General features: G+C 68.4%; 21 protein-coding genes. 17 read left to right on the plus strand and 4 right to left on the minus strand.

The genetic code is table 11. The features are described from left to right. Positions 1 to 32 precede the first annotated feature (32 nt). Positions 33 to 2,267: a YhgE/Pip family protein gene (locus tag HF885_RS10625; protein WP_170103481.1), complete on the minus strand. Its 2,235-nt coding sequence runs from the start codon at positions 2,265 to 2,267 to the stop codon at positions 33 to 35. Next, complete coding sequence (locus HF885_RS03045) at positions 2,264 to 5,275, minus strand: YhgE/Pip family protein (RefSeq protein ID WP_170103482.1); 3,012 nt, start codon at positions 5,273 to 5,275, stop codon at positions 2,264 to 2,266. Before HF885_RS03045 ends, HF885_RS10625 begins: the two co-directional genes overlap by 4 nt. Before the next feature lie 214 nt (positions 5,276 to 5,489). Between HF885_RS03045 and HF885_RS03050 the strand changes: the two genes are divergently transcribed. The 7 genes from HF885_RS03050 (at position 5,490) to HF885_RS03080 (ending at position 14,390) form a co-directional block, all read left to right on the plus strand. Further along, positions 5,490 to 6,254: a TetR/AcrR family transcriptional regulator gene (locus HF885_RS03050; protein WP_170103483.1), complete on the plus strand. Its 765-nt coding sequence runs from the start codon at positions 5,490 to 5,492 to the stop codon at positions 6,252 to 6,254. A gap of 130 nt (positions 6,255 to 6,384) precedes the next feature. Next, a complete protein-coding gene (metK, locus tag HF885_RS03055; RefSeq protein WP_170103484.1) occupies positions 6,385 to 7,638 on the plus strand; it encodes a methionine adenosyltransferase in 1,254 nt (417 codons plus the stop codon). A 201-nt stretch (positions 7,639 to 7,839) separates the two neighbouring features. Beyond that, positions 7,840 to 9,015, plus strand: coding sequence for a dipeptidase (locus HF885_RS03060; RefSeq protein WP_170103485.1), 1,176 nt, complete (start codon positions 7,840 to 7,842; stop codon positions 9,013 to 9,015). After that, complete coding sequence (gene priA / locus HF885_RS03065) at positions 9,016 to 11,316, plus strand: replication restart helicase PriA (protein WP_170103486.1); 2,301 nt, start codon at positions 9,016 to 9,018, stop codon at positions 11,314 to 11,316. It begins immediately after the preceding gene. A gap of 133 nt (positions 11,317 to 11,449) precedes the next feature. Next, on the plus strand, positions 11,450 to 11,998 hold the full coding sequence (def, locus tag HF885_RS03070) for a peptide deformylase (RefSeq protein ID WP_170103487.1): 549 nt from the start codon (positions 11,450 to 11,452) through the stop codon (positions 11,996 to 11,998). 23 nt (positions 11,999 to 12,021) lie between these two features. Then, positions 12,022 to 12,936 (plus strand): methionyl-tRNA formyltransferase, encoded by a 915-nt coding sequence (gene fmt, locus HF885_RS03075; RefSeq protein ID WP_170103488.1) that lies wholly within the window; start codon positions 12,022 to 12,024, stop codon positions 12,934 to 12,936. 2 nt (positions 12,937 to 12,938) lie between these two features. Then, on the plus strand, positions 12,939 to 14,390 hold the full coding sequence (locus HF885_RS03080; protein ID WP_170103489.1) for a transcription antitermination factor NusB: 1,452 nt from the start codon (positions 12,939 to 12,941) through the stop codon (positions 14,388 to 14,390). Between the two features lie 86 nt (positions 14,391 to 14,476). On the opposite strand, the gene HF885_RS03085 is transcribed toward HF885_RS03080, so the two are convergent. Then, a complete protein-coding gene (locus tag HF885_RS03085) occupies positions 14,477 to 14,662 on the minus strand; it encodes an FmdB family zinc ribbon protein (RefSeq protein WP_170103490.1) in 186 nt (61 codons plus the stop codon). A 155-nt stretch (positions 14,663 to 14,817) separates the two neighbouring features. Between HF885_RS03085 and HF885_RS03090 the strand changes: the two genes are divergently transcribed. Then, a complete protein-coding gene (locus HF885_RS03090; RefSeq protein WP_170103491.1) occupies positions 14,818 to 16,167 on the plus strand; it encodes a thiamine diphosphokinase in 1,350 nt (449 codons plus the stop codon). Positions 16,168 to 16,284: 117 nt separating this feature from the next. On the opposite strand, the gene rpmB is transcribed toward HF885_RS03090, so the two are convergent. Further along, on the minus strand, positions 16,285 to 16,485 hold the full coding sequence (gene rpmB, locus HF885_RS03095) for a 50S ribosomal protein L28 (RefSeq protein WP_090861829.1): 201 nt from the start codon (positions 16,483 to 16,485) through the stop codon (positions 16,285 to 16,287). A gap of 281 nt (positions 16,486 to 16,766) precedes the next feature. Here rpmB and HF885_RS03100 point away from each other — a divergent pair, with 281 nt between their 5' ends. The 9 genes from HF885_RS03100 to plsX all read left to right on the plus strand — a co-directional run bounded on the left by HF885_RS03100 (position 16,767) and on the right by plsX (position 24,803). Next, positions 16,767 to 17,114 carry an Asp23/Gls24 family envelope stress response protein gene (locus HF885_RS03100; RefSeq protein WP_090845749.1) on the plus strand — a complete coding sequence of 116 codons (348 nt, stop codon included), beginning with the start codon at positions 16,767 to 16,769 and terminating at the stop codon, positions 17,112 to 17,114. Between the two features lie 46 nt (positions 17,115 to 17,160). Next, positions 17,161 to 18,831 (plus strand): DAK2 domain-containing protein, encoded by a 1,671-nt coding sequence (locus HF885_RS03105; RefSeq protein ID WP_170103492.1) that lies wholly within the window; start codon positions 17,161 to 17,163, stop codon positions 18,829 to 18,831. A gap of 16 nt (positions 18,832 to 18,847) precedes the next feature. After that, on the plus strand, positions 18,848 to 21,010 hold the full coding sequence (gene recG / locus HF885_RS03110) for an ATP-dependent DNA helicase RecG (RefSeq protein WP_170103493.1): 2,163 nt from the start codon (positions 18,848 to 18,850) through the stop codon (positions 21,008 to 21,010). Then, positions 21,007 to 21,588 (plus strand): 16S rRNA (guanine(966)-N(2))-methyltransferase RsmD, encoded by a 582-nt coding sequence (gene rsmD / locus HF885_RS03115; RefSeq protein WP_170103494.1) that lies wholly within the window; start codon positions 21,007 to 21,009, stop codon positions 21,586 to 21,588. The genes recG and rsmD overlap by 4 nt, the downstream gene beginning before the upstream one ends. Next, positions 21,581 to 22,120 carry a pantetheine-phosphate adenylyltransferase gene (coaD, locus tag HF885_RS03120; RefSeq protein ID WP_170103495.1) on the plus strand — a complete coding sequence of 180 codons (540 nt, stop codon included), beginning with the start codon at positions 21,581 to 21,583 and terminating at the stop codon, positions 22,118 to 22,120. The genes rsmD and coaD overlap by 8 nt, the downstream gene beginning before the upstream one ends. 126 nt (positions 22,121 to 22,246) lie before the next feature. Continuing rightward, complete coding sequence (locus HF885_RS03125) at positions 22,247 to 22,744, plus strand: ATPase (protein WP_090845741.1); 498 nt, start codon at positions 22,247 to 22,249, stop codon at positions 22,742 to 22,744. 5 nt (positions 22,745 to 22,749) lie between these two features. Beyond that, positions 22,750 to 23,319 (plus strand): YceD family protein, encoded by a 570-nt coding sequence (locus HF885_RS03130; protein WP_170103496.1) that lies wholly within the window; start codon positions 22,750 to 22,752, stop codon positions 23,317 to 23,319. 209 nt (positions 23,320 to 23,528) lie between these two features. Beyond that, positions 23,529 to 23,708, plus strand: a complete 180-nt coding sequence (gene rpmF, locus HF885_RS03135; protein WP_090845737.1) for a 50S ribosomal protein L32 — start codon at positions 23,529 to 23,531, stop codon at positions 23,706 to 23,708. Positions 23,709 to 23,807: 99 nt separating this feature from the next. Continuing rightward, entirely contained in the window at positions 23,808 to 24,803 is a 996-nt protein-coding gene (gene plsX / locus HF885_RS03140) for a phosphate acyltransferase PlsX (RefSeq protein ID WP_170103497.1), read from the plus strand. The last annotated feature ends 48 nt before the right edge of the window (positions 24,804 to 24,851 follow it).

A 24,851-nucleotide genomic window follows, 5' to 3' on the forward strand; every position in this document is an offset into this window, starting at 1 on the left:
TTGCGGCCGTGCCTGCGCGCGGGTGCGCGGGCCTACATCAGCTTCGTGCTCTCGATCTTCTCCTCTATCCAATGGTTCAGGCGGACGACGGGCTTGCGGAGAAGCAGGCCCAGCAGAAGCGACGGCACGAGGAACAGCGCGAGCCTACCCATGGCGACCCAGAAGTCCGCACCGTACAGGCCGGCGATGGCGCAGCGCATGGCCTTCTCGGCATGTACGAACGGCAGGAACGGATAGACGGCCTGGAACGCCTTCGGAAGCATCTGCGGCGGGAACGTGCCGCCGGAGCCCGCGACCTGGATGACCATGAGCAGCACGGCGATGGCCTTGCCCACGTCGCCAAATGCGGCCGTGAGCGAGAAGATGATGTTGATGAACACGAGCGACGCGAACCATCCGCACAGCAGGAACAGCCACGGGTGCAGGCACTGTATGCGGATGAAGAACAGGTCGCCGAGAAGGACGAGCGACGACTGCATGAAGCCGATGATCAGGAAGAACGTCAGACGCCCGAAGTACGCGTGGCGTGGCTTGGCACCCGTCTCGCGCATGGCGGCCTCGGACGGGTTGCACCGGACGAGCGCGCACAGCACGACGCCGCCGACCCAGATGGCGAGCGTGGTGTAGAACGGCGCCATTGCGGAGCCGTTGTTCGCGACGTGGTAGATCGCAACGCGGTCCGTCTGGACGGGGGAGGACACGAACTCCGCGAGGCTCGTGGGGCCGGCGGAAAGAATCGTGCGGATGGTCTGCATGTCGCCTGAGTCGATGGCGGCCTTCACGGTCCCGCGCATCGAGTCGAGCTTGTCCGCCCCGTCGCGCAGCTTCTTGGACGTGGTGCCGAGGTCGCCCTCGATCTTGGAGAGGCCCCTCAGCGTGCCGGACGTCGTGTCGGTCACGTCCGCCATGGTGGATGAGAACTTGCCCACAAGCGCGTCCGCATCGCCCGCAGCACCGTCGATGGTGTCCGCGAGCCTGCCGAGAGATCCCTTGAGGCCCTGCTCGTAGCTAGCTTGGACGCCGGTGACGCTGCCCTTCGCGCGCTCCGCGAGCGCCTCGAGCTCGGCCTTGGACGCGTCCGCGTCGCCCCTGGAGCGGTCGATGTCGTCGATCGTGGACTGAATGCCGTTCGAGAGGTCGTCCAGGTCCTGGATGGCCTTGGCGACGCGGTCGCTCAGCCCGTCGATCGTCAGCTTCAGCTCGCTCACGCGCTGGACGGTCACGGGATCGCCGTCCTTGCCCAGGCTCTGCTCCCACTGGGTCGCGATGGTGTCCGTGCCGTTCAGTTTGGACTGGAAGTCGCGCAGGTTCGCGTCTCGGGCGTCAACCTCGGCCTTCACGTCCGCGAGCGTGCCGCGCAGCTTCTGCGTGGAACCTCCCGCCGTGGCGTACGCGGCATCGATCGCGCCCTTCACGTCATCGAACGTGGAGGCGCTCTTCTGGAGCGCGTCGTTTATGGACGTCGTCGCCCCGTCAACCGCGGTATCGAGCTTTCGTACGCCAGAAGACGTCGTGCGCATGAGGTCGCCCGTGCCGTTGCCGCTTTTTGCGGCAGAGGAGAGCATGGCGTCGGAGTTTTCGAGCAGCGATCCCGTGGACGACACGAGCGCCTGGTAGCTGTCGACGCTTGCGGCCACGTCGCGCAGGTCCTGGGCGCCGTCGCCCAGGATGGAGTCCAGCCTCGTCACGAGGTTCAGCGTCTCCTCGTCCGTCAGCGTGCCGGATAGGTCGGAAAGCACCCCGGCGAGCACCTCCGTGAGCGACTGGTCGAAGCTCTGGTCGATGGAGTTCTGCACCGCGGTCGAGACCTTGCCGGTCACGATGGTTCCGATGGCGTTCTTCTTCTCGTTTACGGCGTAGATCACCTTCGCGTGGCGCACGCTCTTAGACAGCACGGTCATCATGTCCGCGCTGAAGTCCTTCGGGAACACGATGGCGGCATAGTACTCGCCGGAGCGCACGCCCTCCAGCGCCTTGTCCTTCGTGGTGACCACGTAGTCGACCTTGTCGGATCCCTGCAGGTCGCTCACCATGCGCTCGCCGATGTTGATGTTCGCGTGCATGAGCTTCGTCTTGTAGCCCTCGTCCGCGTTCGCGAGCGCCACCTTCAGCTCGCCGGTGTTGCCGTACGGGTCCCACGCGGAGTAGATGTTGAACCATGCGTAGAAGCATGGGATCACGATCATGCCCACGCAGACCACGAGGGCGATGACGTTGTTGATGACGTGACGGAAGTCACGCCTTATGAGCGAGAAGAGCTTGCTCACTTTGCGTCACCACCCTTCTGGTCCTGGGCGTCCGCTTCGGTCGCGCCGCCCTCCTTCGTGGTCTCGTCGCCGCGGCTGATGCGGGTGGTCTTCTCGCCCGCGCCCGTGAGGGCCGTGACGTTCAGGATGAGCCGCGTGGGCTCGCCGGCGTCCTTCTCGCCCGCGTCGGGAGCCTTCTGCGCGTCCGCGCCCAGCCTTGCCTGCGCGTCTGTCGCAGGAGCGTCCTGCGCGCCTGTTACCTGGGCGTTCGCGCCGCCGTGGTGAGCGGCGCGGCGTTGGTCGAACTCCGTCCTGAGCCTGCCGATGCGGCTTCCGATCTTTCTGGAGCGCAGCGTGCCGCCGGCCTCGGGGGCGCCGTCCGTGGCGTCGCCTGTGGCCGAGGTGCCCGCGCCTTTCTCGATGAGCATGGTCTCTATGGGGGCGAACGCGAAGAACTCCTGCTTGAGCTTGTCGCCCAGAAGGTCGTACAGCTCGTCCTCGCTCATGTCGGACAGGCGCGTCTTCTGTCCCACGCGGTAGTGGAAGTACTCCGTCACGATAAGGAACGTGCAGATGACGATCATGGAGCAGATCCACAGCGTCATGATCACCATCTTGAACGGCAGCACGAACATGAGGACGTTCAGGGCGATGGGGATGACCATGAGCGCGATGAAGCCGCGGCGCACAAGCACGGGGTACATGAGCTCGAAGCGCGCGGCGCGCGCCTCGAACGTGCGGCGGTACTCGGTGGAGTTCGTGAGGGCCTTGATGATGGTCGTGAGCTTGAAGTGCGCCTCGTCCATGTTGTAGCGCTCGCTCACCATCATGTCCGTCTCGCGAAGGCGCTTGTCGAACAGCGCGTTGATGTTGAGGAGGTGGCGCCTGGCGCCAAGGCCCACGAGCAGCGCGATGGGCATGTACGCAAGGAGAAGGACGGCGATGTTCGTGCCGTAGTAGCTTCCGTAGAAGCCGGCGATGGCCTCGCGCATGGCGTTGTTGCCGTACGTGAACGGCAGGAGCGGCTCGAGCGCCTGGAAGAAGCCGGGCATCATCTCGATGGGATAGGTGCCGGAGGAGCCGGGGATCTGGAGGATGACGAGGATGACGCCGAGCGCCATGCCGATGTGCTTGAACGCCGTGGAGAGCGAGAACACGATGTTGACGTAGACGAACGACTCGACCATGCCCGCGGCCACGAAGGCGACGGGGCTCAGGCACTGGATGCCCAGGGCCAGGTCGCCGACGCAGCAGATTATGGCCTGCACTTCTCCCAGAAGCGAGAAGAGCAGTGCGCGTCCCACGTAGCCCTGCCACGGCTTGAACTCGCCGACGCCCTCGTCGTCCACCTCGCGCTTGTAGATGGCGACGAGAACGAATCCACCGACCCAGAGCGCGAGGTCCGTGTAGAACGGCGTGACGCCGGAGCCGTAGTTGCGGACGGGGTAGATGGCCTGCTCGGACAGCTCGACGGGAGAGGTGAAGTAGTTCTTCAGCACGTCGGGGTTGATGCCGGAGACGCTCGTGAGGTCCTTGTACGCCTGGGTCGTCTGCAGCGCCGAGACGTCGGATTCGAGGCCGGCGAGCGTGTCGACCGCCCTCGAGATGGAGTCGCGCGTGGACGCAAGGGCGGGCTTCGCCTGGGCGAGCACCTGGTCGAGCTGGTCGAGGGTCGCGCTCACCTGCTCGAGCGCGGGCGAGATGCCCGCGACGACGGAGCTCACGCCCGAGGCGGCCTGCGAGAAGTCGTCCAGCGCGCCGTCCACGGCGGGAATCGTGGTTTCGGAGAGGTTTCCCTGCACGTCGGACAGGGCCGAGGCGCTCGTCTGGATGGAGTTGTTCACGGCGGAGGAGAGGTTGCTCACGCTTGCGGCACCGCCCTTCACGTCGTCCGAGAGCGCCTTGAGCGCGTCGAGTCGCGCCCGCATCTGGTCGCTCATGCCGATGAGGTACTGGATCTCGGTCTCGAGGCTTCTGGTCACCTCTGTCTGGGCGGTGAGGGAGTCTCCGGAGAGTCCCTTGATGCTGACGATGGTGTCTCGGCTGTACTCGAGCTTCGCCTTCATGTCCTGCGTCTGGGTGAGCGCGGCCTCGAGTTGGGCTATGGCGTCATCGAGCCTGCCCTGGGCCCAGCCCACGTCGCCGGCGAGTCTGCCGACGTCGTAGTTCGCCTTCGTGGACATGTTCGTGAGGGCGAGCGTGCCCGAGGTGAGCGAGCTGCCGAGGCGGCTCCTGAGGTCGGCTGCGTCCGCTCGGGCACCCTTGAGGTCCGTCGAGGCCGTACCGAGCTTCTGGGAGATGCCCTTCGTGGTGCCGTCGAGGCTCGTGATGGTCTCCTTCGCCGAGGCGACGGTCTTGCGCGCGTCGTCGATGGAACGACCGGCGTCGTCGATGCCGCCGGAGAGGTCGTCGAGCGATTCCCGCACGGTCTGGATGTCGGCCTGGAGGCTGGAGCCGGCGCCCGACGCGCCGTCGAGAGCCTTGTCCGCCGCGGCACCGAGCTTGTCGGAGATGACGCCCGCGACCGTTCCGGCGAACGTGTTGTTTATCTGGTTCTCGATGGTGGAGGCGCCGGTGTCTGTCACCTTGGGCGCGACGGCGTTTTCCTTCTCGTTCACGTAGTACTTGATACGGGCCTTCGCGGTCTTGCCGTCGATGACGCCCGCGAGCGTCGAAGTGAAGTCCTTGGGGATGACGATGGCGGCGTAGTAGTCGCCGGCGCGGACGCCCCTCATGGCCTTTGACATCTTCACGAAGCGCCAGCCGAGCTGCTTGTTGTCGTGGAGCTTCTCCACGACCATGTCGCCGGCGGAAATATGTCCCATGTCGCCGACGGTCGCGCCCTCGTCCTGGTTGACGATGGCGATCTGGATGTCGCTCGTGTTCTTGTACGGGTCCCAGTTCGCGAGGATGTTGAACCAGGCGTACAGGGACGGGATGATGCAGACCCCGAGTGTGATGATGAGGGCGACGGGGTTCTTGAGGATGCGCCTTATGTCGCGCCAGAAGATCCTGAGTGCTGTCTTCACGTGCAGACTCCTTGGCTTGCGTAGCTGTCTTTTGAACGTGCGCGTCGTGCGCGACGGCGTCGGCGATGGTGCGTGTGCCAACGTCGCACAGTAACTCCATAATGAAGAATAGGACAGCTCCCAAATGCCTACCAGCGATTTTTGAACTCGTGTCAAAAATCTACACTCGTGATGCTATGATGACGTCGGATCTGAATGTCTCGGGAGATGCGTCATGGGACTTGTGAACGAAAAGACAGCAGCTGAGATTGCGGACGGTGTGCGCGTTGCCAAGAGCGTCGCGCAAAGCGCCCTCGGCGAGCAGATGGAGCGTCGCAAGCAGCGCATCAAGTCCGTCTCGAAGACGCGCAAGAGCCGTGCCACGCGCGAGAGGATCATGACCGCCGCGTCCGAGCTCATGGTTGAGCGTGGCAACACCGACTTCCAGATGAGCGAGGTCTCGGCCAGGTGCCACATGTCGAAGGGCGCGCTGTACTATTACTTCTCGGATAAGGACGAGCTCGTCGAGGCCGTGTTCGAGGCTTCGGGAGACGAGCTCGTCTCGGCGATCGAGGAGGCCGTCTCGAAGGCGGCTTCTGCCCGCGAGGCACTCGAGAGCCTGTTCTCCGAGCTGTCCCGACGCATGCGGACGAGGAGCCCGCTCGTGCTTGCGCTCACGGTCGAGCTTTCAAGCATGGGCGGCGAGCTCTTCTCGGCGGTAAGCGGACAGCTGTCGCGCATCGTGCGCATCATCGGCGAGCTGCTGGAGCGAGGAAAGGGCGAGGGCTTTGTACGGCAAGACGTCGACACGGGCCTTGCGGCCGTGTACCTGTGCGGCGGCCTCGTCGGGACGACGGTCGCGTCCGCGTCCGGCATCATGCAGGGGTCGGACGTGCTCGGCAGCTCGCTCATGGAGCTGCTCGCGCACGGCGTCGCGCCACTTGGGCTGCGGCTACGGCAAGACGACGCCCAGACAGAGGGGGACGTCACCCAGAACTAGGCTTTCCACTGGCCGCACGGCACAAGGCGCGCGGCGGCTTGGGGCACATATGTATGAGCGGAGCCCAAAAGGCGAGGCTCGGCCGCGGGCGGAGGAGGTCGCCCGGCGGCATAGGCACAAGGAGTATGACATGGCACACAAGAACTACCTCTTCACCTCGGAGTCCGTCACCGAGGGACACCCGGACAAGATGTGCGACCAGATCTCGGACGCCATCGTGGACGCCATCTTCGCGAAGGAGGCGAAGCTGCAGGAGCAGGGCTACGTGGACGCGGACGGCACGCCGGCGAACGTCGACAACGTGCGCTGCGCCATCGAGACGTTCACGACCACGGGTGCCGTCGTCGTTATGGGCGAGGTCCGCACCGAGGCGTACGTGGACGTCCAGAAGATCGTGCGCGACACGGTCTCGAAGATCGGCTACACGCGCGCGAAGTACGGCTTCGACGCCGAGACCTGCGGCGTCATGAACCTGATCCACGGCCAGTCCCCCGACATCGCGCAGGGCGTCGACGGCACGTTCGCTCGCTCGAACGACAACGACGAGATCGACAAGATCGGCGCCGGCGACCAGGGCATGATGTTTGGCTACGCGTCCGACGAGACGGACGTCCTCATGCCGATGCCCATCTACCTTGCGCAGAGGCTCTCCGAGCGCCTGGCCGAGGTCCGCAAGAACGGGTCCCTGACCTACCTGCGCCCGGACGGCAAGACCCAGGTGACCGTGCGCTACGAGGACGACAGGCCCGTCGAGGTCACGGCCATCGTCGTTTCGACGCAGCATGCGGCCGACGTCAAGCTCTCCCAGATCCGCGAGGACATGATCGAGCACGTCATCCGCCCGGTCCTCGACGCGGTCGGCATCTCCTGGAGGGCCGCCACCATCTACGTCAACCCCACCGGCCGCTTCGTCGTGGGCGGCCCCATGGGCGACACCGGCCTCACCGGCCGCAAGATCATCGTCGACACCTACGGCGGCATGGGCCGTCACGGCGGCGGCGCCTTCAGCGGCAAGGACCCCACCAAGGTCGACCGCTCCGCCGCGTACGCCGCACGCTGGGTCGCGAAGAACGTCGTCGCAGCCGGCCTCGCGCACCGCTGCGAGATCGAGCTGGCCTACGCCATCGGCGTGCCGCAGCCCGTCTCCATCTCCGTTGACACCTTCGGCACCGGCTCGGTCGACGACTCAGTGATCGAGGCGGCGGTCCAGAAGGTCTTCGACCTGCGCCCCGGCGCCATCATCCGCGACCTCAGGCTGCGTCGCCCCATCTACCAGAAGACGGCGGCGTACGGCCACTTCGGCCGCGAGGACCCGGACTTCACGTGGGAGAGCACGGACCGCGTGGGCGAGCTCAAGAGCGCGGTCGCGGCCATGGCAAAGTAGCACCGGCCACATCGCGACGCGGCGGCGCCCGAAGCGCGACCGCAGGACATCGACAAGACAGGACCCCCTTCGCAGGCGATGCGTCGCGTGCGGAGGGGGTCTTTCTCGGCTGCGCGAGGTCGCCTGCTTCGGCACCGCGTCCTTTGTGTCCACCGCGTGCGGTAGAATCGTCAGAAAACCGTCTGCGGCAGAGGAGGGTCCGTGGCCATAACGAGGAGGTCGCTTCTTCGGGGAGCGTGCGCGCTGGGCTCCGCCCTCGCGCTTGGCGCGTGCGGCGCGGGCGAGAAGGACGCGGGCTCGTCATCGGCGGACGCCGCCTCCGGGGTCACCGTGCGCGAACGCACCGCGGACCCCATCGCGCGCGCGAAGGCGACGCACGTGGACGCCGTGGGCGACCTTGGTCGCACGAAGGCGTTCGACCTGCACTGCGACACGGTGGACGTGCTTGGCATGCACGACTGGGAGCCGTACAGGTCGTGGCCGGCCATCGCGCGCCACGGCGACATCGCGAAGAGCGACGGCGAGGTCGACCTCGAACGCGCGCAGGGCCTGGCGTACGCCCAGGGCTTTTCCGTGTGGGTGCCCGACAGAAAGTGGGTCACGGACCCGCTGGGCTTCTACACCGCGGCCGTCGCGTACTTCAGGCAGCAGATGCGGCAGCACGCGAAACGCGTGGAGCAGGTGACGGACGCGCGCAGGATACCGGACGTGCTGAGGGCCGGCAAGGTGGCCGCCGTGCTCACCGTGGAGTCGTGCTCCGCGCTCGAGGGGTCGCTCGACGTGGTGGACACGATGCGCGAGGACGGCGTCAAGATGGCCGGCCTCACGTGGAACGGCGACAACGCCTTAGGCGGCGGCCGCTCCACGCACAACGGCCTCACTGAGCTGGGGAAAAGGGCGGTCGCGCGCCTGGAGGACGCCGGGATCGCCGTGGACGCGGCGCACCTCTCGGCGGAGTCGTTCGACGACCTCGTGAGGTGCCGCAGGCGGCCGTTCCTCATATCGCACTGCGCGTCCAGGGCCGTGTGCGACGTGGACCGCAACGTGACGGACGACCAGTTCAAGGCGGTGCTCGACAGCGGCGGCGTCGTGGGCGTCAGCTACTGCACGGAGTTCATAACGAAGCGCACCACGGGGACGGACGTCACGTTCGACGAGCTCATGGCCCACTTCGAGCACTTCCTGGACATGGGGGGCGAGGACTGCGTCTGCCTGGGCGGCGACTTCGACGGCGCGTCCGTGCCGGACTGGCTGCGCGGCGTGGACAAGCTCCAGGGCTTCTACCAGAAAATGTGCGAGCGCCTTGGGCAGGGGCAGGCCGACAAGGTGTTCTTCCAGAACGCGTACGCGTTCATGGTCAGAAACGAGGTCGCCTGAGTGTACGCGAGCGTCGTCCTGGACATAGCCACGCGCGCGCTCGACGGCGCGTTCGACTACGGGGTCCCGCGGGAGCTCGAGCAGGAGTGTGCGGTGGGGGCCACCGTGCTCGTGCCCTTCTCGCATCGCGAGGCCGTGGGCTACGTGGTGGCGACGTCCGAGCTGCCGCCCGAGGGCCTGGACGCCTCCCGCGTGCTCCCGGTGTCGCGCGTGCTGGCGCCCAGCGCGTTTGACCAGGTTTCGGCCCGCGTCGCCTTCTGGATGGCACGCGAGTACGCCTGCCCGCCATGCGAGGCCATCCGCCCGTTTTTGGCGCCGGGCCAGACCGTGAGGGTCCGCCGCGCGTCCGCGGACGACCCGTGGGAGCTGGTGTGCCAGAAGAGCGGCCCCGTGGACGAGCGCTGGGTGAGCCTGGCGGAGAAGGGCGGCTCGTTCAGCCCGCGCGCCAACGCGGTTCGCCAGCGCGCCGTGCTCCAGGCGCTCGAGTCGGGCCCGATGCGCATGGCAGAGCTCGCGGCGACGCTGCCGGGCAGCGCCTCGGCCGTCGCGGCGCTCGCGCGGAGGGGCGTCGTTTCCGTGGAGGAGCGCCGGCGCGTGCGCGGCGGGGACTCCACCACGCTCAGGAGTGCCGTCGCCGCGAGGCCGGAGCACCTGACGCAGGGTCAGCGCGACGCCCTTGCGGCCATCGCTCGCGCGTGCGACGCCGGCCGCGGCGACGTCGTGGTGGTTGATGGCGTCACGGGCTCCGGCAAGACGGAGGTGTACCTGGACGCCATCGAGCGCGTGCGCGCCGCGGGCAAGGGGGCGCTCGTGCTGGTGCCGGAGATATCGCTCACGGCCCAGACCGTCGGGCGCTTCCGCTCGCGCTTTGGGGACGACGTCGCGATCCTGCACTCCAGGCTCTCGGCCGGCGAGCGCTTCGACCAGTGGGACATGGTGCGCCAGGGTCGCGCCCACGTGGTGGTGGGTGCGCGCTCCGCGCTGTTCGCGCCGCTTCGCGACGTGGGCGTCATCATTATTGACGAGGAGCACGAGTGGACGTACAAGCAGGAGTCCGCACCGCGCTACCACGCGCGCGAGGTCGCGGCGCGCATGGCGGCGGAGCGCGGCTGCGCCCTGGTGCTGGGGTCCGCCACGCCCTCGCTCGAGGCGCTGGAGCGCTGCCGCGAGGGCGCGTGGGGCGGCGTCAGCTGGACGCGCGTGAGCATGCCGGAGCGGCCCGGGGCGGCGCGGCTGCCGGCCGTGCGCGTGGTGGACATGACGGAGCAGTTCTCGAGCGGGAACCGCTCGATCTTCTCGGCCCCCCTGGCCGAGGCCCTGCAGGACGTTGCGGCCAGGCGCCAGAAGGCCGTGCTCATGCTGAACCGCAGGGGCTTCGCGAACTTCCTCATGTGCCGCGAGTGCGGCGCCGTGCCGGAGTGCCCGCACTGCTCCTGCGCGCTCACGTACCACGAGCGCACGCACTCGCTGGTGTGCCACACGTGCGGCAGGTCGTGGCCGCAGAGGGCGTACCCGGACCCGTCCACGCGCTGCCCCAACTGCGGCAGCCGCTACCTGGCGGCGTTTGGCGTGGGCACGCAGCGCGTGGAGGACGAGCTCGCGATGCTGCTGCCGGATGACGTGAGGATCATCCGCATGGACGCGGACACCACGCGCGGCAAGGGCGACCACCAGCGCCTGCTGGAGGAGTTCGACGCGGCGGAGTGCGCGGTGCTCGTGGGCACGCAGATGATCGCGAAGGGGCTGGACTTCCCGGAGGTCACGCTCGTGGGCGTGGTGAACGCGGACACGACGCTGAAGCTTCCGGACTTCCGCGCGGCGGAGCGCACGTACGACCTGCTTGAGCAAGTGGCGGGTCGCGCCGGCAGGGGGACGGAGCCCGGCCAGGTCATAGTGCAGACGTACTGGGCCACGCACCCCGCCATCCGCGCGGTGCAGAAGCACGACCGCGCGCTGTTTGTGGAGCAGGAGCTCGAGGAGCGCCGCGACGGCTGCTACCCGCCGTTCTCGCGCCTCTCGAACGTGGTGTGCTGGGGCCGGCGCGAGGCAGACGTGCGCCGCACGCTGGACGAGGTGGCCGGCCGCGTGCGCGAGCGCGTGGGGGAGGCCGAGGGCTGGGAGCTGCTTGGCCCCACGGACTGCCTCAAAGCGAAGGTGAAGGACCGCGTGAGGCGCCATCTGCTGGTGAAGTCGCCCGTGGACTCGGAGCCCGGGCCGCTTCTGGACGCGTGCGTGCGCGCCGCGGTGCCGCCGCGCGGGGTGAGCATTGCCGTGGACGTGGACGCGTACGACATGATGTGACGCGCCGTGCGCCCCGCGCGCCGGCGTGGGTTATCGGTAGAGGAGGCGCCCCGCATGAAACTGCGGCGCCGCATGGGGTACGCTAACTGGGCTAACACAGGGCCCCGACGGGCCCGTACACGAAGGAGGCACCATGAGTGCAATTGACGACATCGTCCTGTCGCCCGACGACAGGCTGAAGACCGAGTGCGCCCCCATCGAGAAGATCGACGATGGCGTGAAGAGGCTCGCGAAGCGCATGCTGAGGGACATGTACGCAGCCGACGGCTGCGGCCTCGCCGCACCGCAGGTGGGCGAGCTCGTACAGCTGGTCGTGATCGACGTGGACTACGCGGGCGAGGGCACGAAGAAGAACCCGTACGTCCTCATCAACCCCAAGATCGTGGCCGCGGACGGCCCGGAGCGCGCCTACGGAGAGGGCTGCCTGTCGTTTCCCGGCATCACGGTCGAGGTCAGGCGCCCGAGCCACGTGGTGGTGCAGGCGCGCAACCTCGACGGCGACCTCATGCAGTACGAGGCGCGCGACAACCTGCTTGCCGTCTGCCTGCAGCACGAGATCGACCACCTGCACGGCGTGACCATGGTCGACCACCTGTCCGCCGGTGCGCGCATCGCGGCGCTGCGCGACTACGAGGAGGCGCTCGCAGAGGGCGCCCGCCCCGGGGACACCGCCGCAAACTAGCCGTCGCGAAGGGGGAGAAGGACATGCGCATAGTATTCATGGGGACTCCCGAGTTCGCGGTCCCCTCGCTCCGTGCGCTCGCGGGCGCGCACGACGTGAGGCTCGTGCTGACGAGGCCGGACGCCGTGCGCGGGCGCGGCAGGAGGCTGGAACCCTCCGCGGTGAAGGCGGCCGCGACGGAGCTGGGCATCGACGTGCTCGAAACCAAGCGCATCACGGACGACGTGATGGCCGCCATCCGCGCGGCGGAGCCCGACGCCATCGTGGTGGCCGCGTTCGGCTGCATCCTGCCGGACGCCGTGCTGACGGCGGCGCCCCTGGGCTGCGTGAACGTGCACGCATCGAGCCTGCCGCGCTGGCGAGGCGCCGCGCCCATCCAGCGCGCCATCCTGAGCGGCGACGCGCGCGCCGGCGTTTCCATCATGCGCGTGGTGCACGACCTGGACGCCGGGGCGTACTGCCGCCAGGCGGACGTCGAGGTGGGCGAGAAGAGCTGCCCCCAGGTGATGGGGGAGCTTGCGGAGCTCGGCGCAAGGGAGCTGCTCGTCGCGCTGCGCCAGATGGAGGACGGCACGGCCGAGTGGGTCGAGCAGGACGAGTCGAAGGTCACGTACGCGAGGAAGGTCGAGAAGGCCGAGATGCTGCTTGACCCCGCCGCGACCGCGCTGGACAACCGCCGCCGCGTGCAGACGTCGCTCGACGCGGCGCCGGCGCGCATGGCCGTCGCCGGCAGGGGCGTGCGCGTGCTTGCCGCGCGCGTGGCGGGAGACGACACCTCGCAGGGCGAGGTGATCGTGCGGCACGGGCGCGTGATCGCGGGCTGCGCGGACGGCGCCATCGAGCTTCTGCGCGTGAAGCCCGACGGAAAGCGCGAGATGGACGCCTCCGCGTGGGCGGCTGGCCTGCACCAGAGCCAGCTTGCCTGGGAGCACGTGTAGCCATGGCGCGGCTTGCCCCCGCGCGCAGGGCGGCGCTCAGGCTGTGCGCCGCGTGCCGCCAGAGGGACGCCCGCGCGCGCGAGCTGCTGCGGACGTCCGACGTGATGGACGGCCTGGACCCGCGTGACCGCGCGCTCGCGACGCGGCTGGTGCTGGGCGTGCAGTGCGCCCGCGGCCTTTGCGACGCCGTGGTGGACGCGCGCCTTGCGCACGGCCACCTCGAGCCTCGCGTGCGCGACGCGCTCAGGCTGTCCGCGTTCGAGCTGCTGTACCTGGGCACGCCCACGCAGGTGGCCGTGAGCCAGGGCGTGGAGCTCGCGGCCGTGGCGTCGCGTCGCTCGCGCGGGCTCGCAAACGCGGTGCTGCGCCGCATCGCGGAAGGGGACGTTCCGGCCATGGAGGCCGCGCGCGGTCGCCTGCGGGCGGCGCGCGACGCGGGCGGCGCGCCGTCGGTCGCGGATGTCGCGCTCGTGGGTGCGCTTCCGGAGTGGCTCGCGCGGGAGCTTCTGGCGTCGCTCGGCACCGGCGCGTGCGCACTTGCGCTCGACGCGATGGAGCCGCCGGCGCCTGCGGTCGCGGCGAACCTGAACCTCAACGCCGAGGACCAGGCGCTCGCGCTGCTCACGGACGCGGGACTACGCCCGTCAAGGCTGCCGTGGCCAGGCTGCATCGCCCTGGGCGCGCAGGCGGGGCTCGCGGCGTCCGGGCTCGTGGAGCGGACGGCCGTGCTGCCGGCGGACCCCGCGGCGCAGATGGTGTCGTGGCTCGCGGCGCCTGCCGCGGACGTGGACGCCATGCTCGAGGTGGGCCAGGGACGCGCGACGAAGACGCTGCTGCTTGCGGGGGCAAACCGGCGGCTGGGAGGAAGCGTCCTTCTCGCCTGCGTGGACTCCGTCGCGTTCAAGTCGCGCCTCGCGCGGGAGCGCGTGCGCACGGGCGGGCTCGGCGGCCGCGCGACGTGCCTGACGCTTGACGCCACGCGGCTGGACGCACCGGACGCGCCGCCTAAGCTGCGCCGGGCGTTTGGCCAGGTGTTCGTGGACGCGCCGTGCTCCGGCAGCGGCACGATGCGTCGCCACCCAGAGGTTGCGTGGTCGCTCGAGCGGGGGTCCGTGTGCGGCGGCTCGGCCACGCTGCCGGCGCTGCAGCTACGGATGCTCTCGGCCGCGTCCGCGCGCGTCGCCGCGGGCGGCACGCTCGCGTACTCCACCTGCTCGAACCTCGCGGCAGAGGACGAGGACGTCGTGCGTGCTTTCCTTGCAAGCGATGCGGGCCGCGGCTTTGCGCCGCTTCCCGTAACCGAGGCCCCGTGCGCGACCTTGCTCGGCCCGGAGGCGTCGCGCATCCTGCGCGCCATGGCCGGCCGGGACGGCTTCCTGCGCACGGAGGGCGGCCGCGCGCTTGGCCTGGACTGCGACGGGCACTTCCTCGCGCTCATGCGCCGGGTGCGATAGGCGCCGCATGGCATGGGCCCGCGACGCATGAAGAAGGGGCCTCCCGTGAGGGAGGCCCCTTATCACAAGCCTGGCGAAAGCCCGGGCTACTTCTTGCCCTTCTGGTCCGTGTTGTAGAAGCCCGACCCAGAGAAGACGATGCCGGACGGCACGAAGACGCGACTGGCCTCGCTTCCGCACTTGGGGCAGTTCACCTCGGGATGCTCGCTCATCGGGTGCTCGACCTCGAACTCGGTCCCGCACGCCTTGCACTTGTAGTCGTAAACAGCCATCTTGCCCTCCGGAAAAGCCTACATAAAACAAACCGCTGCCTGTATCGGCCACAGCCGTTCTTACCCAACGTCGCAAGAATCTAGCACGAAGTTCTGCGCTACGATGGCATTCGTCACGTATTCTGCTATATACCATAACTTTCCTAGGAGGAGACATGCCCTTCTCTGCCGCCATCTTCGACTGCGACGGAACGCTCGTGGACTCCATGCCCATGTGGCACCGCGAGACGGTCGGCCTGCTGAGGCGCCACGGCGTCGCGGACCCCGAGGCGGTGTTCTTCGAGAGCGAGCCGCTCCCGCTACACGAGATGTGCGCCTACCTGCACGAGCGCTACATACCGGACGCCACGGGAGAGGAGCTTGCCGCGGAGCTCCTCTCGGGCGTGCGGCGCGGCTACGCGCACGACGTGAGGATGCTGCCCGGCTGCCGCGCCTTCCTGGACGAGCTTCGCGCCGCGGGCATACCCATGGTGGTCGTCTCGGCCACGTCGCGCCCGGAGCTCGAGGTCGCGCTGGAGGCGCAGGGCATCGCCGGCTACTTCAAGGACGTCATCTCGTGCGGCGGCAGGCTCCGCAGCAAGGAGTACCCGGACGCGTGGGAGGAGGCGCTGCGGGTGCTGGGCACGCCCGCGGGCGACACGTGGGTCTTCGAGGACGCGCCGTTCAGCACCCGCGGCGCGCGCAAGGTGGGCCTGCGCACCGTGTGCCTGTTCAGCCCGCACGGCGACCGCGACGAGGCGGAGTGCCGCGACTCCTGCGACGTGTTCGTGCACGGCTACCCCGAGCTCTCCGTCGCGCTCCTCGGCGACTTCGCGCCCGCCTCGTCCGCGCCGGCGTCTTCCGGCGTGCTGCGTGCGCTCGTGGTCGCCGGCTCGCCGGAGCCCAGCTCCGCGGACCTCGTGCGGCGTCTCGCCGCGCTGGCGGACTACGTGGTGGCCGCGGACGCCGGTGCGAACGTCCTGATGGCAGCCGGCGTCGAGCCGGACGTGTTCTGCGGCGACGCGGACTCCGCCGCAGACGATGCCGCCCGGTGGGCGCGCTCCTCCGCCCGGCGCGACATCCGCTTTCCAAGCGAGAAGTACGCGACGGACCTCTCGCTGGCCATAGACTGCGCCCGGCATGAGGCCGCCCGCAGGTCCGCGCGGCTGGAGCTCACGCTCACCTGCGCCACCGGCGGTCGCCCCGACCACGCGCTCGCCGTGGTGGGCCAGCTCGCGCACGCGGCGGACGCCTCGCCGGAGCTCGTGGAGGACGCGTTCACGTGTCGCGTGCTCGCCCCGAAGGGACGTCCCCGCTGGCAGCTGCCCGCGGGCTCCGTGGGCAGGATCTTCTCGGCCGTCGCCGTCGCGGAGGGTACGGTCGCAAGCGAGAGGGGCCTCAAGTGGGAGCTCGACCGCAAGCGTCTGCCGCTCCTGGGTGACGAGGGCATCTCGAACGTGGTCGCGTCAGACGAGGCCGTCGTGGAGTGCGAGGCGGGAAGGCTCGCGGCGTTCCTGCTGCGCTAGCTGAGGGCACCGCGGCACGTTGTAGCTGCGGGCCCGTGCGGTCCGCCATCGCCGCACGTGCACAAAAAAGGGGACCTCCGCGGAGGTCCCCAGAAGCTACGCTCTGTGTGGCTGCACTTACGCCTGCTGCGCGGAACGCGCGACGTTGCCCTTCTTGAGGCAGCGGGTGCACACGTTCTTCTTGACGGGCTTGCCGTCCTCGAAGACGGTAACGCGCTGGATGTTGGGCTTAAACTTGCGGATGACGGTGCGGTGGGAGTGGCTAATAGAGCGACCAGCAACGGCGTGCTTACCGCAGATATCACAAACCTTCGACATTATTACGACCTCCAACGAGCGGCGCAGTGCGCCTGTAATTTCTCAAGTGCCGTGTTAATATAGCACAGCGCCACGTTTGTGCAAGTTGAAACCCCGCGGTGTTGTGGTGGTTTTGTAGCGAAGCCCCAGGCATCGCGTCGGCGGGCCGCCTCGCATGCCGCTTGGTGGCTCATGCAGTATGCGTGGGAATTAGGCACGTGGCGCCAAGTGCCAACTGCGGTATTATAATGCGAGACTCATGCTCTTACCGAGTACGTGCGGTGTTCGAGAGGAGATTCAACATGGCAAACGTCGTTCCGGGGGCCCTCAAGGTGTCCAACGACTGCATCGCAGACCTTGCCGGGTATGCGGCGCTAGAGTGCTATGGCGTCGTCGGAATGGCCGTGACCGACCAGCAGGAGGGCGTCGCGCGCATCCTCCCCACGTATCGCCTGCGCAGGGGCATCGGCGTCTCCAGCGAGGACGGCAGGGTCGTGATCGACCTCCACGTGGTGGTGGAGCAGGGCATAAACATGAGCTCCGTCTCGGACAACCTCGTGAGCTCCGTCAAGTTCATCCTGAAGAAGATTGCGGAGCTCGACGACGTCGAGGTACGCGTCCACATCGAGGGCATGCGTACCCGCGCCTAGCGGTGGCGCACGCACAACCAGAAGAGGAATTAGAGGTTTCCAGACTATGATTGCCAACGTCGTTCGCAACTGCTTCCCCGTCGCCGCCAAGGTCGTCGCCGACAAGGCGGACGAGATCAACAAGCTCAACGTCTTCCCCGTCCCCGACGGCGACACCGGCACGAACATGTCGCTCACGCTCGGCACCGTCGTGGGCGAGATCGAGTCGCTGCCCAAGGACGCCTCGATGGCGGACATCGCCAAGGCCATCACGCACGGCTCGCTCATGGGCGCCCGCGGCAACTCCGGCGTCATCACGAGCCAGATCCTGCGCGGCGTCGCGGAGGGCCTCGTGAACGCGAAGGGCGCCCAGGCCACGACGGCAGACATCGCTGCGGCGCTCCGCAACGGCGTGAAGGTCGCGTTCAAGGCCGTCCGCAAGCCCGTCGAGGGCACGATCCTCACCGTGCTGAAGGACGTCTCGGCCAAGGCCGACCAGATGGAGAAGAACAAGGCCACGCCGCAGGAGACGCTGGACGCCATCGTGGTGGAGGCGTACGAGTCCGTGGCGCGCACGCCCGACCTGCTGCCCGTGCTGAAGGAGAACGGCGTCGTGGACTCCGGGGCCTTCGGCCTCGCGACGTTCATCGAGGCGTTCGTGAACGCGTACGAGGGCAAGGCCGGCGAGGTGAGCGACTTCAAGACCACCGTGGACTCCTCGGACGCGAAGGCCCAGGTCGCCAACGTCGTCGACATCGAGATCAACGACGACTGGGCGGGCTCGCAGTACCGCTACTGCACGGAGTTCCTGTTCCACGCGGACAGCCCGGACTTCGACGAGGACGCCAACCTCAAGTACCTCGCGTCCATGGGCGACTGCGAGCTGCTCGTGGGCTCGAACCCCGACTACAAGATCCACGTGCACACCAACAGGCCGGACCGCGTGCTTCGTCACATGCTGCACCGCGGCCAGATCTACAACGTCTTCGTCCACAACATGGACCTCGAGGCGCAGGAGCGCACGGAGTCCATCCGCGAGGACAAGCAGGCCGCGAAGGCGGACGAGCCGCGGAAGCACATGGGCTTCGTCGCGGTCGCGGCGGGTTCCGGCCAGGCGGAAATCCTGAAGTCTCTCGGCGTCGACGTCATCGTGTTCGGCGGCCAGACCATGAACCCCTCCACCGCCGACATCCTGGGCGCTATCGAGAAGTGCAACGCGGACAACGTGATCGTCCTTCCGGACAACGGCAACATCCGCATGGCCTCCGAGGCGGCGGTCACGGCCGTCGAGGGCGTGAACGCGGCCGTCGTCCCCACGAAGAGCGTGCTGCAGGCGTTCGCCGCGATGTTCGTGGCAGACCCCGACGGCGAGCTCGACGCCAACGTAGAGGACATGAACGACGCCATCGCCGAGGTTCGCGACGGCGAGGTCACCACGGCCGTGCGCGACTCCCAGGCCGCCGACGGCACGCCGATCCACGACGGCGACGTCATGGGCATCGAGGGCGGCGCCATCGAGGTCGTCGGCAACGACGTCCAGAAGGTCACCGTGGACCTCATCAACCACATGCAGGAGGAAGAGGAGGGCGACACCCTCACGATCCTCGCTGGCGAGGACCTGGACGACGATGCGTTCCAGAGCCTGCTCGACGCCATCGAGGAGGCCCAGCCCGACCTCGAGATCGACTCGCACCGCGGCGAGCAGCCCCTGTACCCGGTCGTGTTCTCGATCGAGTAGGAAAGAGCTGGCCTAGGTGGGCAGCGTGCCGACAACGGCGGGTGTGGGCGAGAGGCTCTCGCGCACCTGCTCCATGACAGACGACGTCTCGCGCCTCCGCTATGTCTCGGGCGCGAGGCGCTCTGCTGTTGAGCGGCTCGGCATCAGGAGCGTGCGCGACCTTCTCCTCCACATCCCCCACCGCTACCTGGACTTCACGCACGTGACGGACATCGCCCACGCCGACGTGGGCCAGGAGGCGACCGTCGTCGCGACCGTGGACAAGGTGACGCTGAAGCGCCCCCGCCCGAGGATGCAGGTGGTCGAGGTGTACCTGCTGGACGACACGGGCGTGATCGAGGCGACGTTCTTCAGGCAGCCGTGGATAGCGGAGCAGCTGAGCCAGGGCGACGTGGTCGCGCTTTCCGGCAAGGTGACGTTCTCGTACGGCTTCAAGCAGATGAAGGCCCCGTTCTACGAGGTCGTGGGCTCGAAGGGGCAGGTGGGTGACTACGCGCGCATCCTGCCGGTGCACCCGGTGGGCGAGGGCGTCTCGGCCGCGTGGATGAGAAGGATCGTGTCCGCCGCGCTCGCGGACGTGGGCGACGTCGCGGACTTCCTGCCGACCGAGGTGCGCGCCGCGAGAGGTCTCATGTCGCTTGCCCGCGCCCTGCGGCAGATACACTTCCCGCTGACGATGGAGTCGAAGGAGGAGGCGCGCCGCCGGCTTGCCTACGACGAGCTGCTGTGCCTGCAGCTGGCGCTCCTCGCGAGGCAGAGGCTCGAGCTTCGCGGCGTCACGCCCTTCTCACACAGCGTGGACGGGCCCCACATGCGGGCGCTCCTTGCCGCGATGCCGTTCGACCTCACGCGGGAGCAGCGCGCCGCCGCGGACGACATCCTGCGCGACATGGCGTCCGACCACGTGATGAACCGCCTGCTCCTGGGGGACGTGGGCACGGGCAAGACCGCCGTCGCGGCCGTGGCCATGGCCGCGGTGGCGGACTCCGGCACGCAGGCGGCCGTCATGGCGCCCACGTCCGTGCTCGCGGCCCAGTACGCCCAGAAGATCGGGCCGCTTCTGGACGAGGCCGGCGTTACGTGGCGGCTCGTCACGGGCTCGACGGACGCGGACGCGCGCGCGGAGGCCGCGGCGGGGCTCGCGTCCGGCGAGGTGTGCGTCGTGTTCGGCACGACGGCCATCATATCGGGCGACCTCGAGTTCCGCCGGCTTACCCTCGTGGTGATAGACGAGCAGCACCGCTTCGGCGTCAGCCAGCGCGCGGCGCTCAGGAGCAAGGGCGCCGGGGCGGACCTGCTGGCGATGACGGCGACGCCCATCCCCAGGACGCTCGCTCTCACGGCGTACGGCGACATGGAGTGCTCGCGCATCCGGCACCGTCCGAAGACGGGTGCGGGCGTCGTGACCACGTGCATCCCGCCGGAGAGCGCCGACCTCGCGTACGGGGCGATCCGCGAGGCGTGCGAGGAGGGCCACCAGGCCTACGTGGTGTGCCCGCTCATAGACGAGAAGGACGACGGCTCCGAGCTGGACGACGTCCCGGAGGCCTCGCGCTCCGCGGCCACGAGGATCCACTCCGCCGAGGCGACGTACGAGGAGCTGTCGCGGCGAACGCTGAGGGGACTTCGCGTGGGGCTGCTCACGGGCGGGATGGGCGCCGCCCAGAAGGACGAGGCGATGGAGGCGTTCCGCCGCGGGGACGTGGACGTGCTCGTGTCGACCACGGTGATCGAGGTGGGCGTCGACGTGCCGAACGCCACGGTCATGCTGGTGTACGACGCGGACCGCTTTGGACTCGCGACCCTGCACCAGCTGCGCGGCCGCGTGGGCCGCGGCGACTGGGAGGGCCACGTCTTCCTGGAGTGCGCCGCGAAGAAGGGCACGCCCGCCCGCACGCGGCTCGCGGCGCTGGAGCGGACGTCGGACGGGTTCGAGCTCGCGGAGCTCGACCTGAAGCTTCGACACGAGGGCGAGGCGCTGGGGTACCGCCAGCACGGCGGCCCCTCGCTCAAGGTGGCCGACCTCGCGCAGGACGAGGAGCTCATGGGCTGGGCCCGCGAGGACGCGCTCAAGATCTTCTCGCAGGACCCAACCCTTGCCGAGGACGTCCACCGACCGCTTGCGATTGAGCTGCGTGACCGCTTTGGCGCGTACTTCGAGGAGGTTCTGCACGCATGAGGATAGTTGGCGGCATGTGGAGGGGGCGGCCGATCGAGGCGCCGGACGGGCGGGACGTGACGCGTCCCACGACGGACCGCACGCGAGAGTCGATGGCGTCCATGGTGCTCTCGGCGTTTGGGCTCGACCTTGGCGGCGTGAGCGTGCTGGACGCGTTTGGCGGCTCGGGCGCCATCGGCTTCGAGCTCCTGTCCCGTGGCGCCGCGGGCTGCACGTTCGTGGACAGGGACCGCGGGGCCGTTGCGCGCATCCGCCGCAACGCGCGGGCCCTGGGCGCGGGCGCGTCAGCACGCGTGCTGTCGGGAGACGTTTTCAAGCTGGCAGAGCGCGGCGCCATCGCGGGCGCGCCCTTCTCGCTCGTGGTGCTCGACCCGCCGTACGCCGTAGGCTCGCGCGAGGTGGAGCGCCTGGTGGAAGCCCTGCGGGCGGGCGGCATGCTCGCCGGCGGCACCGTCGTGCTGTACGAGCACGCGTCCAGGGAGCCGGGGATCCGCCCGGCGGGCGCGAGCGTCATAAAGGAGAAGAGCCACGGCATCACCACCGTGCAGCTTCTGAGGATGGGGGATGCCCATGAGTGATTCCAGGATCGACCGCGTGGTGGTGCCGGGCACCTTCGACCCGGTGACGTTTGGGCACCTGGACGTGATCGGGCGCGCGCGGCGGCTGTTCCCGCACGTGACCGTGGGCGTCGCGGCCTCCGTGGGGAAGAACGGCACCGGCCCCACGTTCTCGCTCGACGAGCGCGTGGACATGCTGCTCGCCGCGCTCGCGGAGGAGGGCCTTGCGGACGGCGTCGAGGTGCGGCCGTTCTCGGGCCTGCTCGTGAGCTTCTGCAAGGAGGTCGGCGCCGGCGGCGTGGTGAAGGGCCTGCGCGCCATGACGGACTTCGAGTACGAGCTGCAGCAGGCAGACCTCAACAGCAACATGGCGCCTGACATCGAGTCCGTGTTCGTAATGTCGAACCCCAAGTACGGCTACGTGTCTTCCTCCATCGTGAGGGAGCTCGCGTCGCTGGGGACGGACGTGTCGTTCCTGGTGCCGTCCGTGGTCGAGCGCCGTCTGGAGGAGCACTACCGCGGGCGAGGGGAACGAGGTGCCCGCCGCGAATAATTTGCGTGACGGCGGCAAAAGTGCCGCCGGTTTCGCCCATTGCGGGTAATCTGGTACTATAAGGCGATGCAACCTCGGCAAACGCACGTGCAACGCGAGGTGGCGGCGAATCGAAAGGAGACCCGTATGCAACCGGGTGAGGAAATAGAGAGCCTGGTTGGCGAGCTCGAGCAGATCGTGAGCGAGGGCAAGACCCCGTTCACCGGCGGCGGACAGAAGAAGATCGTGGACGCCCAGGACATCTACGAGATCCTGGATGAGATTCGTCGCGTCTTCCCCCAGGAGTTCGCGGATGCCCGGCGCATCGTCAAGGAGGAGGCCGAGACCCTCGAGCGCGCCCAGCAGCAGGCTGACGCCATCATCGCGGACGCCCAGCAGCAGGCCATGATCCTCGCGGGCGACCAGGAGGTCGTGCGCCTTGCCCAGCAGCAGGCCGACGACATCCGCGACAAGGCCGCGCAGTACGAGCGCGACACCCGCTACAACGCGGAGGAGTACGCGGACACCGTGCTCGCGCACCTGGAGGACAACCTGAAGTCGCTCACCGGCTCCGTCTCGCGCGTGCGCCAGACGCTGGACGAGAACTCCGGCCCCCGCAACCAGACCAACAACGTCCCCTGGTAGGCGCCATGCAGCAGATTAAGCAGATTCTGGACGCCCGCCTCGCGAACCCCGGCGACACCATGCCGGTATCGGGCCATGTGGACGAGAAGGGCTACTCCCTCGGCGGTCACGACTTCGTGCTGCCCGACGGCATCGACTACGACCTCGTGCTCACGAACGCCGGCGAGGGCATCCTCGCCACCGGCATGCTGAAGGCGCACGTGGAGGGCACGTGCGACCGCTGCCTGGGCAAGGCGGAGTTCGACGTCGCGGGAGAGGTGGACGAGTACTACCTGTTCAAGGCACCCGCGGAGCCCATGGCAGACGACGAGGACGACGACGTCGACTTCGCCCTGGTGGGGGACGACAGCACGATAGACCTCACGGACGCGCTCAGCTCGGCCCTGTTGATGGAGACGCCGTTCGTGGTGCTGTGCCGCGAGGACTGCAAGGGCCTGTGCCCCGTATGCGGCGCGAACCTCAACGAGGTCGACTGCGGGCACGCGGCGCAGGTCGAGGCGGAGCGCGAGCAGGACAGGCTGGACGCGAGCCCGTTCGCGGCGCTCAGGAACCTGGACCTGGGCGACGGCGAGTAGGGTGCCTCTCGGCCCGGCGCGAGACGCCCGGCCGGCGATATGTTGGGCCGGCGTGTGGCAAGGACGTGTCGTAGAAGTTTTTTGACGTGAAGAATTGCTGTTCCGTCGACCAATTGCCCTCGTCGTGGTATAGTCTCTTCTCGTGTGTTTTACGGAAGACCGCTCAGGTGTAAGCGCCTGACAATAAGTGAGTCTAAGAGAGGTTCAAGATGGCAGTACCCAAGCAGAAAAAGGGCCGCGGCGCCACGCACACTCGTCGTTCGGCCAACAGCAAGCTCGCCGCTCCGGCACGCTCCGTTTGCCCGCAGTGTGGCGCACCTAAGCTTCCGCACCACGTGTGCCCCAAGTGTGGCTACTACAAGGACCGCGAGGTCGTTGTCACCGAGTAGTCGCGTTGAAAGACGAGGCCTAGGAGGCCGGTCCCTTCTGGGGGTCGGTCTCCTTTCGTATGCAGGGAATGCGCAGCCGCAGGACCGCGAGGAGGACACATGACAACTATCTGCATCGACGCCATGGGCGGCGACTGCGAGCCCGAGGTCGTGCTTGGGGGAGTGGCGGCCGCGCTCGAGGCCGACGGCGAGCTCGGCGTGCTCGTCGCGGGAAACGAGGACGTCGTCGTGCCGTTCTGCGCGAAGCACGAGCGCGCGAGGGCGCTCGTGACGACGCAGACGATCGAGATGGGCGAGCATCCCACCGAGGCCATCCGCGCCAAGAAGGACTCGAGCATCGTGCGCGGGCTTGCCGCGGTGCACGCGGGCGAGGCTGACGGGTTCTTCTCGGCCGGCTCCACGGGCGCCATCTTCGCGGCCGCCACGTTTGGCGTGGGCAGGATCCGCGGCATCAAGCGCCCGGCCATCGCATGCCCGGTGCCGGGGCTGGACGGCAGGCACTCCGTGTTCCTGGACATGGGGGCGAACGCGGACGTGCGCCCGGAGATGCTGGTGCAGTTTGCGCACATGGGGCGCGCGTACTCGAGGATCACGCTTGGGGTGGAGGACCCGAAGGTGGCCCTGCTCTCCAACGGCTCCGAGGACACGAAGGGCTCCGAGGCCGTCGTGGCGGAGCACGAGGCGCTCGCAAAGGCGGGAGGCGACACGTGGTTCGCGGGCAACTGCGAGGGCACGGACATCCTGACCGGTCGCTTCGACGTGATCGTGACGGACGGGTTCGCGGGCAACATCGCCGTGAAGACCATCGAGGGCACGGCGAAGTACATCCTGGCCGAGGTGAAGCGCGCGACGCAGGAGTCGAAGCGCGCGCTTCTGGGCGCGGGCCTGCTGAAGCCCTCGCTCAAGAGGGTCGCGGCCGGGCTCTCCGGCGACGAGTACGGCGGCGCGGCGCTCCTGGGCGTGAAGGCCCCGGTGTTCATCGGGCACGGGGCGACGTCCGTGGACGCCGTGAAGCACGGCACGCTGGCCTGCGCCGCGGCCGTGCGCGGCGAGCTTGTGGACAAAATCGCACGCGCGGTGGCCGAGGACCAGTAGGGTTGCCGGGCGGGGTACAATTGGCCCCACAGGCTTTTCTCGCATAGG

The organism is Parafannyhessea umbonata (genome assembly GCF_012844235.1).
Classification (GTDB): domain Bacteria; phylum Actinomycetota; class Coriobacteriia; order Coriobacteriales; family Atopobiaceae; genus Parafannyhessea.